The sequence below is a fragment of the Streptomyces sp. NPDC052042 genome (genome assembly GCF_044548345.1).
Classification (GTDB): Bacteria; Actinomycetota; Actinomycetes; order Streptomycetales; family Streptomycetaceae; genus Streptomyces.
Window position 1 is genome coordinate 283,043 of the sequence record NZ_JBIUBU010000006.1, and the last position, 14,289, is coordinate 297,331.

Genomic DNA, 14,289 nt, shown 5'->3' on the forward strand with positions numbered 1-14,289 from the left:
GCCACGCACCTGCCCGGACCTCCAAGTCCCGTTCAGCCGCCCCTGCCCGCCTCCGATGCGGACACGGGCGGCCGGAGGCTGCCCCGCACCCTGCACCCCGTCGCCTGGTGGATCTGGGCCCTGGCCCTGGCCACCGCCGTCAGCCGTACCAACAACCCGCTGCTGCTGTTCCTCGTCCTCGCGGTCCTCGGCTACGTCGTCTCCATGCGCCGCACCGAGGCACCCTGGGCCCGCGGCTTCGCGTACTACCTCTGGCTGGCCCTCACCGTCGTGGCGATCCGGGTGGTCTTCCGGGCGGTCTTCGCCACCGGCATCACCCCTCACGACCACCTCCTCTTCTCGCTCCCCCACATCCCCACCCCCGACTGGTACGCCGGCATCCGGATCGGCGGCCCCGTCTCGCTGGAGGCGCTGCTCTCCTCGGCGACGGACGGGCTCCGGCTCGCCTGCATGTTGTGCTGCATCGGCGCCGCGAACACCCTGGCCAACCCCAAACGCGCTCTGCGCATCCTGCCGGGCGCCCTGTACGAACTCGGCGTCGCCGTCACCGTGTCCCTCAGTGTCGCTCCCCAACTGGTGCAGAGCGTTCAACGCGTGCACCGGGCCCGTAGGCTGCGGGCCGGACGCGCCAAGGGGCTTCGCGCGCTGCGCGCCGTCGTGGTGCCGGTCCTCGAAGACGCGCTGGAACGCTCGCTGCGTCTGGCGGCCGCCATGGACTCGCGCGGGTACGGCAGAGCCGGGTCGGCCACTCGGGCCTCGCGACAGGCCACCGGTGTCCTGATGCTCCTCGGCATGTGCGGACTGTGCACGGGTGCGTACGGCCTCCTGGACGCGACCGCGCCGAGGGCACTGGGCCTGCCTGCCATGGGCATCGGCGCGCTGCTGTGCGTGGCGGGACTCCGGCTCGGCGGGCGGCGCGTCACCCGCACCGCCTACCGGCCCGACCCCTGGCGGTTCCCGGAGTGCGCGGTCGCCGGGTGCGGGGTCCTGTCGGCCGTTCTGCTGTTCGGCAACACCGGTTTCGACGCAGCCGAGCTGAACCCGTCCATCTATCCGTTGAGTTGGCCGTCGCTCCCGCTCGTGCCCGCGGCCGCCATCCTCCTCGCAGGCGCCGCCGGGTTCCTCGCCCCTCCGCCGAGTCCGCCGAAGTCCGCCCCCGTCCCCGTCCCCGCCCAGCGCACCGAGGAAGTCACGTGATCGTCTTCGACCAGGTCACCGTCCGGTACGAGGACACGGCCGAACCCGTTCTGCGGGACGTGAACCTGACGGTGGAGGAGGGCGAGCTCTGCCTCGTCGTCGGACACACCGGCGTGGGCAAGTCGACCCTCCTGGGCGCGGTCAACGGCCTCGTCCCGCACTTCACCGGCGGCACGCTGTACGGCCGCGTCGTCGTCGACGGCCGGGACACCTCCGACCACCCTCCGCGCGAACTGGCCGATGTCGTCGGCGTCGTGGGCCAGGATCCGCTCGACGGCTTCGTCACGGACACCGTCGAGGAGGAACTCGCCTACACCATGGAACAGTTGGCGGTCCCGCCGGCCACCATGCGCAAGCGGGTCGAGGAGACGCTCGACCTCCTGGGCCTCGCCGATCTGCGCCACCGCGCCCTGCACGAACTTTCCGGCGGCCAGCAGCAGCGCGTCGCCATCGGCTCCGTCCTCACCGCCCACCCCCGCGTCCTGGTGCTGGACGAGCCCACCTCCGCGCTGGACCCGGCCGCGGCCGAAGAGGTCCTGGCGGCGGTCACCCGCCTCGTCCACGACCTGGGCGTCACCGTCCTGCTGGCCGAGCACCGTCTGGAGCGGGTCGTCCAGTACGCCGACCGGGTCCTCCACCTCCCCGGCGACGGGCGCGCGGTCTCCGGTTCGCCCGCCGAGGTCTTCCGTACGACGTCCATCGCGCCCCCCATCGTCGAACTCGGGCGTGCCGCCGGGTGGTTCCCGCTGCCCCTGTCGATCCGCGACGCCCGCCGCGCCGCGGCGCCGCTCCGCACCCGGCTGGCGGGCACGGCTCCGGGCCCCGCCCGCCCGGCTCTCGCGAAGGACCGCCCCGAACTGCTCACCGCTCGCGGGGTGACCGTCTCCTACCGGGGTGTTCCGGCGGTCCGCGAGGTGGACCTGGTCCTGCGCGGTGGCGAGATCACCGCGCTCATGGGGCGCAACGGCTCCGGCAAGTCCTCCCTGCTGTGGGCACTCCAGGGCTCGGGGCCGCGTACGGCGGGCTCCGTGCGGATACCGGGCACGGGGCCGGGCCGGGACGCGGATCCGCAGAAGCTCCCGGCCGCCGAGGCCCGCACACGCGTCGGTCTGGTGCCGCAGACCCCCGCCGACCTGCTGTACCTGGAGACCGTGAAGCAGGAACTGGACCAGGCCGACATCGAATCCGCAACGGCCGCGACCGGTACGTCGGCCCGCTCCCTGCTGGACCGCCTCGCCCCGGGCATCGCCGACGACACCCATCCACGCGACCTCTCCGAGGGCCAGAAGCTCGCGCTCGTCCTGGCCGTCCAACTGGCCGCCGCGCCACGAGTCCTCCTTCTCGACGAGCCCACCCGGGGACTGGACTACCGGGCCAAGGACCAGCTCATCCGGATCGTCGACGAGCTGGCGGCCGAGGGCCGGAGCGTCGTGATCTCCACGCACGACGTCGAGTTCGTGGCCCGCGCCGCCGACCGGGTCGTGGTGATGGCCGAGGGCGATGTCGTCGCGGACGGCCCCACGACCGAGGTGATCGTCGCCTCGCCGGTCTTCGCCCCGCAGACCGCGAAGATCCTCGCACCACTGCCCTGCCTCACCGTCGCCCAGGCGGCCGTGCTCCTCTCGGAGGGTGCCGCCGGAACGGATTCGGCCTCATGACCGGGCACGCCGCCGCGGCCATCCGGATCGGCCCCCGGGCCGGCCTCGTGATCACGATGGCCGCTCTGCTCGGAGTCGTCGCCTTCTTCTGGCCCTTCCTCGTGGCACCGGGGAAGTTCGGCTCGAACTACGCTCCACCGCTGATCTTCGGCGTGTTGCTGGTGATCGTGCTGTGTGTGGTGATCTCCGAGATCGCCGAGGGCGGCATCAATTCCAAGGCGCTCGCCATGCTCGGAGTCCTGTCGGCGGTGAACGCCGCGCTCCGTCCCCTGGGCGCGGGCACGGCCGGAATCGAATCCGTCTTCTTCCTCCTCGTCCTCGCCGGCCGGGTCTACGGCCCCGGCTTCGGCTTCACCCTCGGCTGCACCTCGCTGTTCGCCTCCGCCCTGATCACCGGCGGGGTCGGGCCGTGGATGCCGTACCAGATGTTCGGCTGCGCCTTCGTCGGCATGCTCGCCGGGCTGCTGCCCCGGGCGACGGGCCGCCGGGAGATCCTGCTGCTCGCCGTCTACGGTTCGCTCTCCGGCTACCTCTTCGGCTTCCTGCTCAATCTGTCGTTCTGGCCCTTCTCCCTGGACCCGAACAGCTCGATCGCGTACCTGCCGGGGCTGCCCTTCACCGAGCAGTTCCAGCGCTATCTGGCGTTCGACCTGGCCACCTCGCTCGGCTGGGACACCGGCCGGGCCGTCACCAACTTCGTGTGCATCACTCTGGCCGGCCCCGCCGTCCTCACCGTCTTCCGCCGCGCCGCCCGCAAGGCCCGCTTCCAGGCCCCGATCCGCTTCGCGCGTCGCGGCGGTACGGGCTCGGGCGCCGCGGTCGGATGAACCAGGCACCACTCACCACTGCCACTCTCCGAGAGGAACTCCCATGCGTCAGCCCCTGCTCCGCCGCGCCGCCGTGACCACCGCGGCCCTCGGCCTCGCCCTGTCCGCCACCCCCGCGGTCGCGCAGGACCAGCACGCCTCCTCGTACACGAACCTGCCGGTGAGAGTCACCGTCACCGTCCAGGGTCCCGACGGTCTGCTCTTCCAGGGCAAGGTCTTCACCTGGGGCCATGACGTCACCACGGCCACCGGCGGCACCCACAAGTGCGACGGCACCAACGGCGGCGCCCACGCCTCGAAGGTTCCGACCCCGACCGCCGCCCTGGACCACGCGGCGAAGTGGAACGGCTTCTCCTGGGACGGCACCTGGTACCCGTCCTTCGACGACTTCACCGTCGACACCGTCAAGGCCGTCAGCGGCGGCGGCTCGGCGTACTGGAACATCGCCGTGAACGGCACTCCGACGCCGGTCGGCGGCTGCCAGTTCGAGATAGGGAACGGCGACCAGGTCTCGTTCGTCTGGACCTCCTTCTGAGGGCTGCGGCAGGTCCGCCCCCACGGCACACGGACGCTCCTCGGCCTCCCGCGCCGGGAGGCGAACGACCACGGATCAACCGTGTTCCGGCAGCGATCGACCCGGGCTCCGACCGTCCCGGACGACGGCCGGGCCCCTTGCCCGGCCGTCGTCCGGAGCCCGTGTCATCAGCCTCGCCAGATGTTGTCGAAGGCGGCCTGCTCGACGGTGCGCCGCAGCCGCATGGCCTCCAGTTGTGTCAGCGCGTCGTGGACGGCGGCGAGCACGGTGTCCACGACGTCGTCGTCGACGCTCGGGAAGTCGGCGGAGCCGATCGATTCCTCCCCGTCCTCGCCGTCCTCCCCGCCCTCGCCATGGATTCCGAGGGCTGCCACGAGGACGGCCAGGACGGGTTCCCTCGCCGCCCAGCGGTTCGCCGCATCGCGACGGTCCGGTGAATCGGCCAGCACGATCCGGCCTGCCCCGAAGGGCATCCCTCGACGGTGTCGCCTGCTGAGCTTTCCCTCCGCCTCAAGGACGGCCAGATAGGCCGCGGAGAGGTCCCGGCCCCGGCGCCACAGCCAGTCGCCGACCGACTCGTAGGGCGCCTCACGGACCAGCGACGATGCGGCCCGATCCAACAGGGGGTCGGCCAGGGCCGGGAGGTGGCCCGGCACGATGCGATCGCCGTCCAGCATGACGGCCTGGGCGCCGAGCAGGTCGATCACCTCGGCCCCGGCGAGAGCGAGGGACAGCTTGCCCTGCTCCACAGGACCGCCGGGCACCTGGTCCAGGCTGGTGATCAACAGATCTCGTGACGTGGTCATGGTAGACGTGGTCATGGTAGGTGGCCCTGTCAGTGGTCGGCGAGCACCATCCGGAAGCGGGCGTCACCCGCGATCATCTTCCGGTACCCCTCCTCGACCCGGCTCAGTGGCACCACCTCCACCATCGGACGGATCCCGTGCAGCGCACTGAACGCCATGGTGTCCTGCACGTCCTGCGCGGTGCCGGACGGATGGCCGCGCACGACCCGGCCGCTCATGAGCAGCTGGACCGGGCTGATTCCCAGCGGCTCGGGTGCCACACCGATCACCACCAGTTCCCCTCGGTGCGCCAGCCCGTCCACGGTCGCCGTGATGGCGTCGGCGTTGGCGGCGGTGGCCAGGACGACCTTGGCGCCACCGAGCGCCTGCAGCGCGTCCGCGACGCCGGTGCTCCCCGTGGCGTCGACGTAGTGATGGGCACCGAGTTGCTTGGCGAAGTCCGCCTTGCCGGCTCCGCGGGCGATGGCCACGGTCTCGAAGCCCATGGCGGCCGCGTACTTCACCCCGAGGTGGCCGAGGCCGCCGATGCCCAGGATGGCCACGAGGTCGCCCGGCCGTGCGGAGCTGCGCCGCAGGCCGTTGTACGTGGTCACCCCCGCACACGCCATGGGCGCCGCGTCGGTCGCCGCCAGCGCGTCCGGAATCCGGGCCAAGGCGTCGATCGGTGCGATCACGGTCTCCGCGAAGCCCCCGTCGTACGCCCATCCGGGAACCTTGAGGTTCTCGCACACGATGAAATCACCCTGTCGGCAGGGGGTGCAGTGGCCGCAGCTACCGCCGAACCAGCCGACGGCCACCCGGTCACCGACCTGCCAGCCGCTGTCCTGTGCCGCTTCACCCAGCGCCTCGATGCGGCCCGCGATCTCATGGCCCGCCACCAGCGGAAACCGTACGCCGGGCACCCCGGCGTCCACCAGGAGGGCGTCGCTGTGGCAGATGCCGCAGGCGTCCACGGCAATCCGCACATGGCGGGGCCCCGGCTCCGGTACTTCACGCTCGACGAGCTCGAACGGCCCGCCCGCCGTGACGACCTGCGCGACTCGATACGTACTCATCCAGACCACTCCCGAAAGTACGCGACACACGCTTGCCTTCCAGCAGATCAGCTCCCGCCCGATCGCGCGCGCCGAACGGGCGGACAGCCCGCCCTGACCGCCCGAGCCGGGCCGGGCGTACGGACCGGACGAGCCTCACCGGGCCGGGCGCTCCGCCTCCGCCACCCGCTTCGTGCGGTGGCCCGGCCCCCGCCCCGACGGGCGGCCGGCTGCGGGCCCTGCAGCCCCGACCGCGCCGTCAAGCGCTCCATCGGGCGGACGGCGGCCGTCAGGAGGAGTCGCGGACGATCAGTTCGGTCGGGAGCACGATGTGCCTGCGCTCCCGGCCCCCTCCGGCGATCTCCTGGAGCAACACCCGGGCCATGGTGCGCCCCATCTCCTCGATCGGCTGGCGCACGCTGGTGAGCGCCGGGTCCATGTGACGGGCCACCGCCGAATCGTCGAAGCCGACCAGGGCCACGTCGTCCGGGATGCGCCGCCCGGCCTCGCGCAGCACCTGGCGGGCGCCCGCGGCCATGACGTCGGAGGCGGCGAAGACCGCGTCGATGCCGGGCCGCCGCGCGAGCAGGGCGCGCATGGCCCGGGCGCCGCCCTCCTCGGTGAAGTCGGCGGGGGCGACCAGGTCCTCGTCGCGGGCGAGACCGGCCGCGGCGATCGCCTCGTGGTAGCCGTCGAGTCGCCGCCGGGCGCCGTAGACGTCCAGTCGGCCCGTGATCGTGGCGATGGTGCGACGCCCCCGCGAGACGAGATGGCCGACGGCGGTCCTGGCTCCTTCGAAGTTGTCCGAGTCGACCGAGGCGAGCGGCTCCGAGGCGGAGCGGGGACCGCTCGTCACGGCGGGCATGCCGAGTTGCTCCAACTGATCCGGCAGCGGGTCGTCGGCGTGGACGGACACCAGCAGTACGCCGTCGACCCGGTGCGCGGTCAGGTACTGGGCCAGCTTCCGGCGCTCGCGGTCGTTGCCGACGAAGGTGAGCAGCAGTTGCATGTCGGTGTCGGCGAGCGCCGCTCCGACCCCGCGCACGATGTCGGAGAAGTACGGCTCGGTGAAGAACCGGGCCTCCGACTCGGGCACGACGAGCGCGATGGCGTCGGTACGGTTCCCGGCGAGTGCGCGGGCGGCACGGTTGGGCACGTAGCCCAGTTCCGCGACGGCCGCCTCGACCGCCTCCCGGGTGCGTGCGCTGACCCGTGGGGAGCCATTGATGACCCGTGAGACCGTGCCGCGCCCCACTCCCGCCCGCGCCGCGACCTCTTCGAGCGTGGGCCGCCCGCCGCTCCGTGCTCGCGCTGCCGCCATGGCTGCCTCCCGTTCGCGGTCAATTTCTCACAGTCGCGATGGCCGGTCCAAGTTCCGGCGCCACGAGGCGGGAACGGCGGAGAGGGACGGAGGTGGACCGGGCCGGACCGGCGATCGCGGCGGGGGTGCGGGTCGTGTACGCCTCGGCCGGGTCGGGTCGGTCCGTACCGGTCACGCACCGGCCTGCGGGAGCCCGGCGCGGTGGCCGGGTCCCACAGGCCGGTGCGGCGGGTTCAGTCGGGGTCGGGGCACGGGGGCAGGGCATGGTGGCGGATGACGTCGGCGTACCAGTAGGCACTTGCCTTGGGGACCCGGCGCTGGGTGGCGTAGTCGACGTGGACGGCGCCGAAGCGCTTCGCGTACCCGTACGCCCACTCGAAGTTGTCCATCAGGGACCACAGGAAGTAGCCCCGGACATCCGCGCCGTCGGCCACGGCCCGGCGCACCGCGTCGAGATGACCGCGCAGGTAGGCGATGCGCTCGGGGTCGTCGACCCGGCCCTCGGAGGAGAGCTGGTCGTCGAACGCGGCGCCGTTCTCGGTGACCATCAGCGGAAGTCCGGGGTGGTTCCGGGAGACGTCGAGGAGGAGTCGGTGCAGCCCGTCCGGGTCGATCGCCCAGTTCATCGCGGTCCGCGGGCCCTCGGCGAGGTGGAAGGCGACGTGTTCGGAGCCGGGCCACGGGGAGTGGTCGCTGTCGCCGTGGCCGTCGTCGCGCGCGTCACCGCGGCCGTGGGCGGGCGTGGAGACCACGGTCGGGGTGTAGTAGTTGACGCCCAGAACATCGACGGGGCGGGAGATCGCCGCCAGGTCGCCGTCCCGTACGAGCGCGGACCAGTCCACCAGGTGCTCGGTGTCCGCGATCAGGTCCTCGGGGTACGCCCCACGCAGCATCGGACCGGTGAAGATCCGGTTGCCCACCGCGTCGATCCGGCGGGCGGCGTCCGCGTCGGCCGCGCTGCCGGTCAGCGGGCGGACCTGGTGGAGGTTGAGGGAGACCGAGATCCGCGCGGTGGCGGGGAGGTGGTCGCGCAGTGCTTCGACAGCTCGGCCGTGGGCGAGGTTGAGGTGGTGGGCGGCGCGCAGCGCGGCGTCCGGTTCGGTGCGCCCCGGGGCGTGTACGCCCGAGCCGTAGCCGAGGAAGGCCGAGCACCACGGCTCGTTCAGGGTGGTCCAGGTGGGGACGCGGTCGCCGAGGGCGCGGGCCACGAGGCCGGCGTAGTCGGCGAACCGCTCGGCGGTCGCCCGCCGGGGCCAGCCGCCGGCGTCCTCCAACTCCTGGGGAAGGTCCCAGTGGTAGAGGGTGACGACGGGCATGATGCCGGCTTCGAGGAGTTCGTCGACGAGCGCGCGATAGAAGTCCAGTCCACGCTGCACGGCCGGACCGCGGCCGGTGGGCTGCACCCTGGACCAGGAAACGGAGAAGCGATAGGCCGTCAGGCCGAGCCGTTTCATCAGGGCCACGTCGTCCTGGTAGCGGTGGTAGTGGTCGACGGCGACATCGCCGGTTTCCCCGTCGTGGACCTTGCCGGGCGTGTGGCTGAAGGTGTCCCAGATGGACGGGGTGCGACCGCCCTCGGCGACGGCTCCTTCGACCTGGTAGGCGGAGGTGGCCGACCCCCAGAGGAAGCCACGCGGGAACTGTGCGGTCTCGGGGGCCTGCTTCGGGCTGGTGCCGGGTCGTGCGTCGGTCATTTGGGAGCGCTCCCAGAAGTGGTCGGACGGGGTGGTGGGCCCTTGTGCGGGCGGAGCCCGGTTTCGGGGCCGGTTCAGGCGGCGGGATTTCGCGGCGAGTTCTCGCGGCGGGATTTCGAGCGGGTGGCGGGGCGGGTCCAGGAGCCGGTGGCGGGAGGCCGGTCACGCTGGAGGGGCGGGGGCGGCACGACCGGGCCGCCCATACGTTCACGTGACGCGGTCTCACCCCTTGACGGCGCCGGACATGATCCCTCCGACGATCCGCTTGCCGAAGAGCACGAAGACCACGAGCAGTGGCAGTGTGCTGATCAGCGCACCGGCCATCACGATGCTCTGGTCCGGTGTGTAGGAGGCGCTCAGCCGGCCGAGGGCCACCTGGAGCGTGGGATTCTGCTGGTTGAGGGCGAGATAGGGCCAGAAGAAGTCGTTCCACGCCTGTACGAAGGTGAGCATCCCCAGCACCATCATCGCGGGGCGGGCCACCGGGAGCACCACACTGCGCACGATGCGGAAGTTGTTCGCGCCGTCGACCTTGGCCGCCTCGACGAGTTCGTGAGGCAGCGCCTCGCTCAGGTACTGACGCATGAAGAACACGCCGAAGGCGCTCACCAGGGTCGGGAAGATCACCGACTCCAGCTTGCCGCCCCAGCCGAGGCCGGACATCACCATGAAGAGCGGTACGACGCCGAGTTGGGGCGGGATGGTGAGCGTGGCGACGACCGCGGTCATCAGCGCGCCGCGCCCCCGGAAACGCATCTTGGCGAAGGCGTACCCGGCCAGCGTGCAGAAGAAGAGCGTCGCCGCCGTGATGCAGCCGGAGACAATGACGCTGTTGACGATCGCCGTGCCGAGGTTCGCCTGACTCCAGGCCGCTTCGAGGTTGTGCGCCAGCCGCCCGCCGGGCAGCAACGGCGGGGTGGTGGCGAGCACTTCGTCCTGGGTGTGGGACGCGGCCACCAGCGTCCAGTAGAGCGGCAACAGTGAGCCGATGCCCACGACGGTCAGCGCGGCGTAGGCGAACGGGCCGCCCCGGAGCTGCTTGCCCGCGCCCGGTCGAAAGCGCATCGGACGCCGCCGGGCGGGCCGGGCTCTGCCAGGGGCGGGATCCTTGGCCGGGTCGGCGCCGGCGCCGCCCATGGACGTGATCGAGGACGTGGACGTGGTCATGGAAATCGCTCCCGGTCAGACCGCGGATGTGCGTACGAAGCGGCCGATGAGCCAGTTGACCGCGGCAATGATCAGCAAGAGGGCGAGCATCGCCCAGGCCACTGCGGCGGCCGGGCCGAGATGTCCCAGGTTCCAGCCGTAGTTGTAGAGATAGATACTGAGGGTCTCGTACTGATTCTCGTTGCCGCCGGTGGCTCCGAGCCTGCCGCCCTCCAACAGCAGTGGTTCGCCGAACAACTGCATGGAGCCGATGGTCGAGATGACGATCGTGAAGAGGATCGTGGGCCGCAGCGAGGGGATGGTCACCTTGCGGAACTGCTGCCAGCGCGAGGCGCCGTCCAGCGCGGCGGCCTCGTACAGGTCGGTGGGCACGGCCTGCATGGCAGCCAGGTAGATCAGGGCGTTGTAGCTGGTCCAGCGCCAGATCACGATGACGGAGATGGCCGTCTTCGAAGTCCAGTGGCCATTGGCCCAGTTGGTGTCACCGAGGCCGACGAAGTGCAGCAGCCAGTTCAACAGCCCGCCGTCGGCCCGGAAGACCAGGGCGAAGACGAGGGCGGCGGACGCCACCGAGGTGGCGTACGGGGTGAGCACGACCGTGCGCCAGAAGGTGCTGGCGCGCAGGCGGTAGTTCAGCAGGTGGGCCAGGCCGAGCGCGACGAGCAGTTGCGGCACTGTCGACATGACCCCGATCAGGAAGGTGTTGCCGACGGCCGTCCAGAACTCCGCGTCGTGCAGGATCCTGTCGAAGTTGTCCCAGCCGACCCATTCCATCCGGTCCAGGCCGGTCATCTCCACCCGGTGCAGTGCGATCCACCCGGTGTAGAGCAGCGGGTAGAACCCGAACGCGCCGAAGACGAGGAAGAACGGGGCGATGTAGGCGTACGGCGAGGCCTTGTCGTCGAACCGCCACAGCCGGCTCCGCCAGGACGGTCGGGGGGCCGGGTCCGGGGCGGTCGGCCGAGGGCCGCCGGGGGGCGGGGCGTATGTGCGCCGGCCAGGAGTGGAGGTGGCCACGGGCGGGAGTCCTTCCCTGCGTTGCTGCGGTGTTCCGGAGTCGGGTGGTGCCGCATTGCGGTGCCGTCGCGGCGGCGAGTCGACGTTCCGTTACGAGGGGCGGGCCGAAGCGCTTTCGCGGCGTCGCGCTGTCCCGGCGGTGGGTCTGCGGGTCGCCGCCGCCGTGCCGTTCGCGTCGCCGTGCCGTTCGGTCGCTGTGTCGTTCGGTCGCCGTGCCGTCCCCCGTCATGGCGACCCGGCGCGGGACCGGAGCGGGGTCGGGACCGGGTGGCCCCGGCGGCCGTGCGCATGGTGCGGTCGGCCCCGGGGAGACGGGCCGGTTCAGGGCGGTGCGGCGCGTGCGCCCCGGCACGGTCAGCCGAGCGCCTTGTCGACGGCGTCGATCGCCGCCTTCCACGCGTCGCCCGGGGCTGTTCCACGCTGCTCCATGTTGTTGATCTGAGTGGAGATGGTGTCCTTGATGACGCCGTCCTTCGGGCCGAGTACCGCCTCGGGGATCGACGTGGCCTCGCCCGCGTAGATCCGGCCGATGGGTGCGTCGTTGAAGTAGGGGAGCTTGGCGCCCTTCACCTCGGGCAGTTCGTACGCGCGCCGGTTGGACGGGAAGACCCCGATCGCTTCGAAGACGGCGGCCTGCTGCTCGGGGGCGGTCAGCCACTTCACGAGCTTGGTGGCCTCCTCGACGTTCCTGCCCTGCTTGGGAACGGCGAGGAAGGAACCGCCCCAGTTGGCGGCGGTCGAACCGGGCGCGGTGGCGATGTCCCACTTGCCCTTGTTGGCCTCACCGGCGTTGGCCGAGATCTGCCCGGCCATCCACGCGGGGCAGGCGACGGTGGCGACGGTGCCCTTGCGCAGGGCGGCGACCCACGGATCGCTGAACTGGGCGAGCCCCTGTGTCAGCTTCTTCGACGCGGCCTCGGCGGCCAGGTTCCACCCCTGCTTGACGCTGGCGCTGTCCTTGTAGACCGGCTTGCCGCCCTCGTCGTAGTACTGCTCCGCGTTGGAGCTCACCACGGCGTTGAACATGGCGCTCGCGGAGTCCATGAAGAACGTGCCCTCGGGAGCCTTCTTCCGGTACTCCTCCCCCAGTTCGAGGTAGTCCTCCCAGCCGCCGGCGACCCGCTCGGCGACCTTCTCGCGATCGGTCGGCAGGCCGGCCTTCCCGAACAGTTCGGTGTTGTAGCAGAGGGACATCGGGCCGATGTCGGTACCCGCTCCGATCACCGCGCCGTCGGGCGTGGTGGCCTGCTTCCCCTTCCAGGAGACCCAGTCGCCGACATCGATCACGTCACCGAGATCGACGAAGGCGTCCGCCTTGGTGTCGACGATCTCCTTGATACGGCCGACCTCTATGCCCTGGACGTCCGCGAGGCCGCTGCCCGCGTTCAACTGCTGGAGAAGTTTCGGATAGTAGACCTTCTCGTCGGTGGTGACGTCCTCCTTGACCGTGATGTTCGGGTGCAGCTCGTGGTACTTCTCGAAGAGCCCGGCCTCCTTGTAACCGAACTGTCCGTAGTCGGCGACGATCAGCGTGACGTTGCCGTTCTCATCGGGGCCCTTGCTGCCCGATGAGTCCGAGCCGCCGCCGCAACCGGTCAGCAGTACGGCCGAGGCCGTCAGGCCCGTGGTGGCGAGGACCGCGGCGCTGCGGCCCCGGCCGACGACGGTGCGGGTGAGGTGCATTCCACTACTCCTTGCTTCTGGGGCGTGCAGGGGGGATGACGATCCGTCATGCGACGGATGCGCGAGGCCTCCGCCGGGCAGGGCGTGCGGTGCGTGCTCAGGCGTACGGCTGTCGTGCGCAATGCGTACGCGTGACGGTGCGGGCGCGCGTGCCGAGGTGCGGACGCGCGCTCACTCCTGCGAGCGGATGTGCGTGTGCGCTTACGAGTCCGGGCGGGTGCCGGGTGACGCCGGGGTGGTGCGGGAAGAACACGGGCGGTGCTGTCCGAGCGGAGACCACACATATGGGAGCGCTCCCATTCCTCGCTGCCGGAAGGTTCCTGCCTCGAAGGGGCCGGTGTCAAGAGTTGAAGGCACCTCCATTGTGCGAGTGCGCCCGGCGCGTCACGGGAGCGCACCCCGCCGATGTCTCGCCTGGACCGGTCGATGCCACACAGGACTTCACACCGCCGCACGAAGGGCTCCACCCAAGGGGCCGGTTCACCCGAAGGCACCGACGTCTGCCGCGCCCCGCCCCGGCCGTCCCCACCACACGCCCGAGCGGCGGAGCACCGGAAACCGGGGGCGCATATGAGCAGGCCTCTCCACAGAGAAACGGTGCAATCCATGCTGAACGGGTAGATATAAGGCATGACCATCGGAAATCCCGACCCTGATCCGCGCACCACGACCGGCCTGGAGCCCGGAGGCGGCGTCCCTCCCGGCGAGACACCGCCGGCCGAAGGCAGCACCTCCGAAGCGGGGCCGCGCCACGAACCCCCCAGGGGATGGGCCGCGGGGCCGCTGATCGCCATCCTTGTCGTCGTCGTTCTCGTGGCGGCGTTCTTCCTCGCCTATGCCGTGTTGGTATGACGGGGCGCCGCCTCGTCGGCCGGAGAGACGGCACGGGCCGTCCTTCGCACGTGCCGGTGTCCGAACCGGTCCGGAACGCCGGAGTGGTCCTCCGGAGTAGCGGCCGCCCTGCGAGCGGCGTCCCGAGGCGACCGTCAGCCCCCGGATGACCGTCTTCCCCTGTGCCCGAGTGCCACCGCTCCGGGCCCGAGGTCGCCGTGTCGCCACGATTCCGGAACCGCCCACCCGTTCGGCAGAGAATCCTCCGCGGCGGGGTTTCGTTCATATCGGTGGAGAGCCGCTGCCCGCCTCGGCTCCCCGTGACGGTGTCCGGAACTCGGGGTGCCGGACACCGTCACGGCTCTGTGTGCACCCCGCCGAAGCCGAAGCGGAGCCGTTGCCCTCCGTTCGCATCGCCCCCCGTCCGAGAGGGCGGGACACACCCCTCCCCGGCACTCCGTCGTGGCCCGCACCGGCCATGTCACCGGCGTCCCGTACCGCCGGACGCGGAGGCCCACC

The 14,289-nt window shown here is 71.4% G+C and carries 12 protein-coding genes; 5 read left to right on the forward strand and 7 right to left on the reverse strand.

The window, feature by feature from the left end; translation table 11 throughout:
* Nucleotides 1–9: 9 nt before the first annotated feature.
* The 4 genes from ACIHCL_RS14000 to ACIHCL_RS14015 are packed head-to-tail and all read left to right on the forward strand — an operon-like array spanning nucleotide 10 to nucleotide 4,217.
* Nucleotides 10–1,197, forward strand: a complete 1,188-nt coding sequence (locus tag ACIHCL_RS14000; protein ID WP_399861237.1) for an energy-coupling factor transporter transmembrane component T — start codon at nucleotides 10–12, stop codon at nucleotides 1,195–1,197.
* Complete coding sequence (locus ACIHCL_RS14005) at nucleotides 1,194–2,855, forward strand: ABC transporter ATP-binding protein (protein WP_399861109.1); 1,662 nt, start codon at nucleotides 1,194–1,196, stop codon at nucleotides 2,853–2,855. The genes ACIHCL_RS14000 and ACIHCL_RS14005 overlap by 4 nt, the downstream gene beginning before the upstream one ends.
* Nucleotides 2,852–3,682: an ECF transporter S component gene (locus ACIHCL_RS14010; RefSeq protein ID WP_399861113.1), complete on the forward strand. Its 831-nt coding sequence runs from the start codon at nucleotides 2,852–2,854 to the stop codon at nucleotides 3,680–3,682. Before ACIHCL_RS14005 ends, ACIHCL_RS14010 begins: the two co-directional genes overlap by 4 nt.
* Before the next feature lie 43 nt (nucleotides 3,683–3,725).
* A complete protein-coding gene (locus tag ACIHCL_RS14015) occupies nucleotides 3,726–4,217 on the forward strand; it encodes a DUF4430 domain-containing protein (protein WP_399861115.1) in 492 nt (163 codons plus the stop codon).
* A gap of 167 nt (nucleotides 4,218–4,384) precedes the next feature.
* Here ACIHCL_RS14015 and ACIHCL_RS14020 read toward each other — a convergent pair whose 3' ends face one another.
* The 7 genes from ACIHCL_RS14020 to ACIHCL_RS14050 form a co-directional block, all read right to left on the reverse strand.
* Entirely contained in the window at nucleotides 4,385–5,023 is a 639-nt protein-coding gene (locus tag ACIHCL_RS14020; protein ID WP_399861118.1) for a GPP34 family phosphoprotein, read from the reverse strand.
* Between the two features lie 29 nt (nucleotides 5,024–5,052).
* Entirely contained in the window at nucleotides 5,053–6,078 is a 1,026-nt protein-coding gene (locus tag ACIHCL_RS14025) for an alcohol dehydrogenase (protein WP_399861120.1), read from the reverse strand.
* A 268-nt stretch (nucleotides 6,079–6,346) separates the two neighbouring features.
* Nucleotides 6,347–7,378, reverse strand: coding sequence for a LacI family DNA-binding transcriptional regulator (locus tag ACIHCL_RS14030; RefSeq protein ID WP_399861123.1), 1,032 nt, complete (start codon nucleotides 7,376–7,378; stop codon nucleotides 6,347–6,349).
* Between the two features lie 233 nt (nucleotides 7,379–7,611).
* Nucleotides 7,612–9,072, reverse strand: a complete 1,461-nt coding sequence (locus ACIHCL_RS14035; protein ID WP_399861124.1) for a GH1 family beta-glucosidase — start codon at nucleotides 9,070–9,072, stop codon at nucleotides 7,612–7,614.
* A gap of 222 nt (nucleotides 9,073–9,294) precedes the next feature.
* Nucleotides 9,295–10,209 (reverse strand): carbohydrate ABC transporter permease, encoded by a 915-nt coding sequence (locus ACIHCL_RS14040; protein WP_399861239.1) that lies wholly within the window; start codon nucleotides 10,207–10,209, stop codon nucleotides 9,295–9,297.
* A gap of 45 nt (nucleotides 10,210–10,254) precedes the next feature.
* Entirely contained in the window at nucleotides 10,255–11,256 is a 1,002-nt protein-coding gene (locus ACIHCL_RS14045; RefSeq protein ID WP_399861126.1) for a carbohydrate ABC transporter permease, read from the reverse strand.
* 354 nt (nucleotides 11,257–11,610) lie between these two features.
* On the reverse strand, nucleotides 11,611–12,939 hold the full coding sequence (locus tag ACIHCL_RS14050; protein ID WP_399861128.1) for an extracellular solute-binding protein: 1,329 nt from the start codon (nucleotides 12,937–12,939) through the stop codon (nucleotides 11,611–11,613).
* 630 nt (nucleotides 12,940–13,569) lie between these two features.
* On the opposite strand from ACIHCL_RS14050, the gene ACIHCL_RS14055 reads away from it, so the two are divergent.
* Entirely contained in the window at nucleotides 13,570–13,791 is a 222-nt protein-coding gene (locus ACIHCL_RS14055; protein ID WP_399861130.1) for a DUF6480 family protein, read from the forward strand.
* The last annotated feature ends 498 nt before the right edge of the window (nucleotides 13,792–14,289 follow it).

Excerpts from the sequence above, each read along its gene's own strand:
- ACIHCL_RS14010 (WP_399861113.1), top strand. The coding sequence starts at position 2,852 with ATGACCGGGCACGCCGCCGCGGCCATCCGGATCGGCCCCCGGGCCGGC.
- ACIHCL_RS14015 (WP_399861115.1), top strand. The coding sequence starts at position 3,726 with ATGCGTCAGCCCCTGCTCCGCCGCGCCGCCGTGACCACCGCGGCCCTC.
- ACIHCL_RS14020 (WP_399861118.1), bottom strand. The coding sequence starts at position 5,023 with ATGACCACGTCACGAGATCTGTTGATCACCAGCCTGGACCAGGTGCCC.
- ACIHCL_RS14025 (WP_399861120.1), bottom strand. The coding sequence starts at position 6,078 with ATGAGTACGTATCGAGTCGCGCAGGTCGTCACGGCGGGCGGGCCGTTC.
- ACIHCL_RS14030 (WP_399861123.1), bottom strand. The coding sequence starts at position 7,378 with ATGGCGGCAGCGCGAGCACGGAGCGGCGGGCGGCCCACGCTCGAAGAG.
- ACIHCL_RS14035 (WP_399861124.1), bottom strand. The coding sequence starts at position 9,072 with ATGACCGACGCACGACCCGGCACCAGCCCGAAGCAGGCCCCCGAGACC.
- ACIHCL_RS14040 (WP_399861239.1), bottom strand. The coding sequence starts at position 10,209 with ATGGGCGGCGCCGGCGCCGACCCGGCCAAGGATCCCGCCCCTGGCAGA.
- ACIHCL_RS14050 (WP_399861128.1), bottom strand. The coding sequence starts at position 12,939 with ATGCACCTCACCCGCACCGTCGTCGGCCGGGGCCGCAGCGCCGCGGTC.
- ACIHCL_RS14055 (WP_399861130.1), top strand. The coding sequence starts at position 13,570 with ATGACCATCGGAAATCCCGACCCTGATCCGCGCACCACGACCGGCCTG.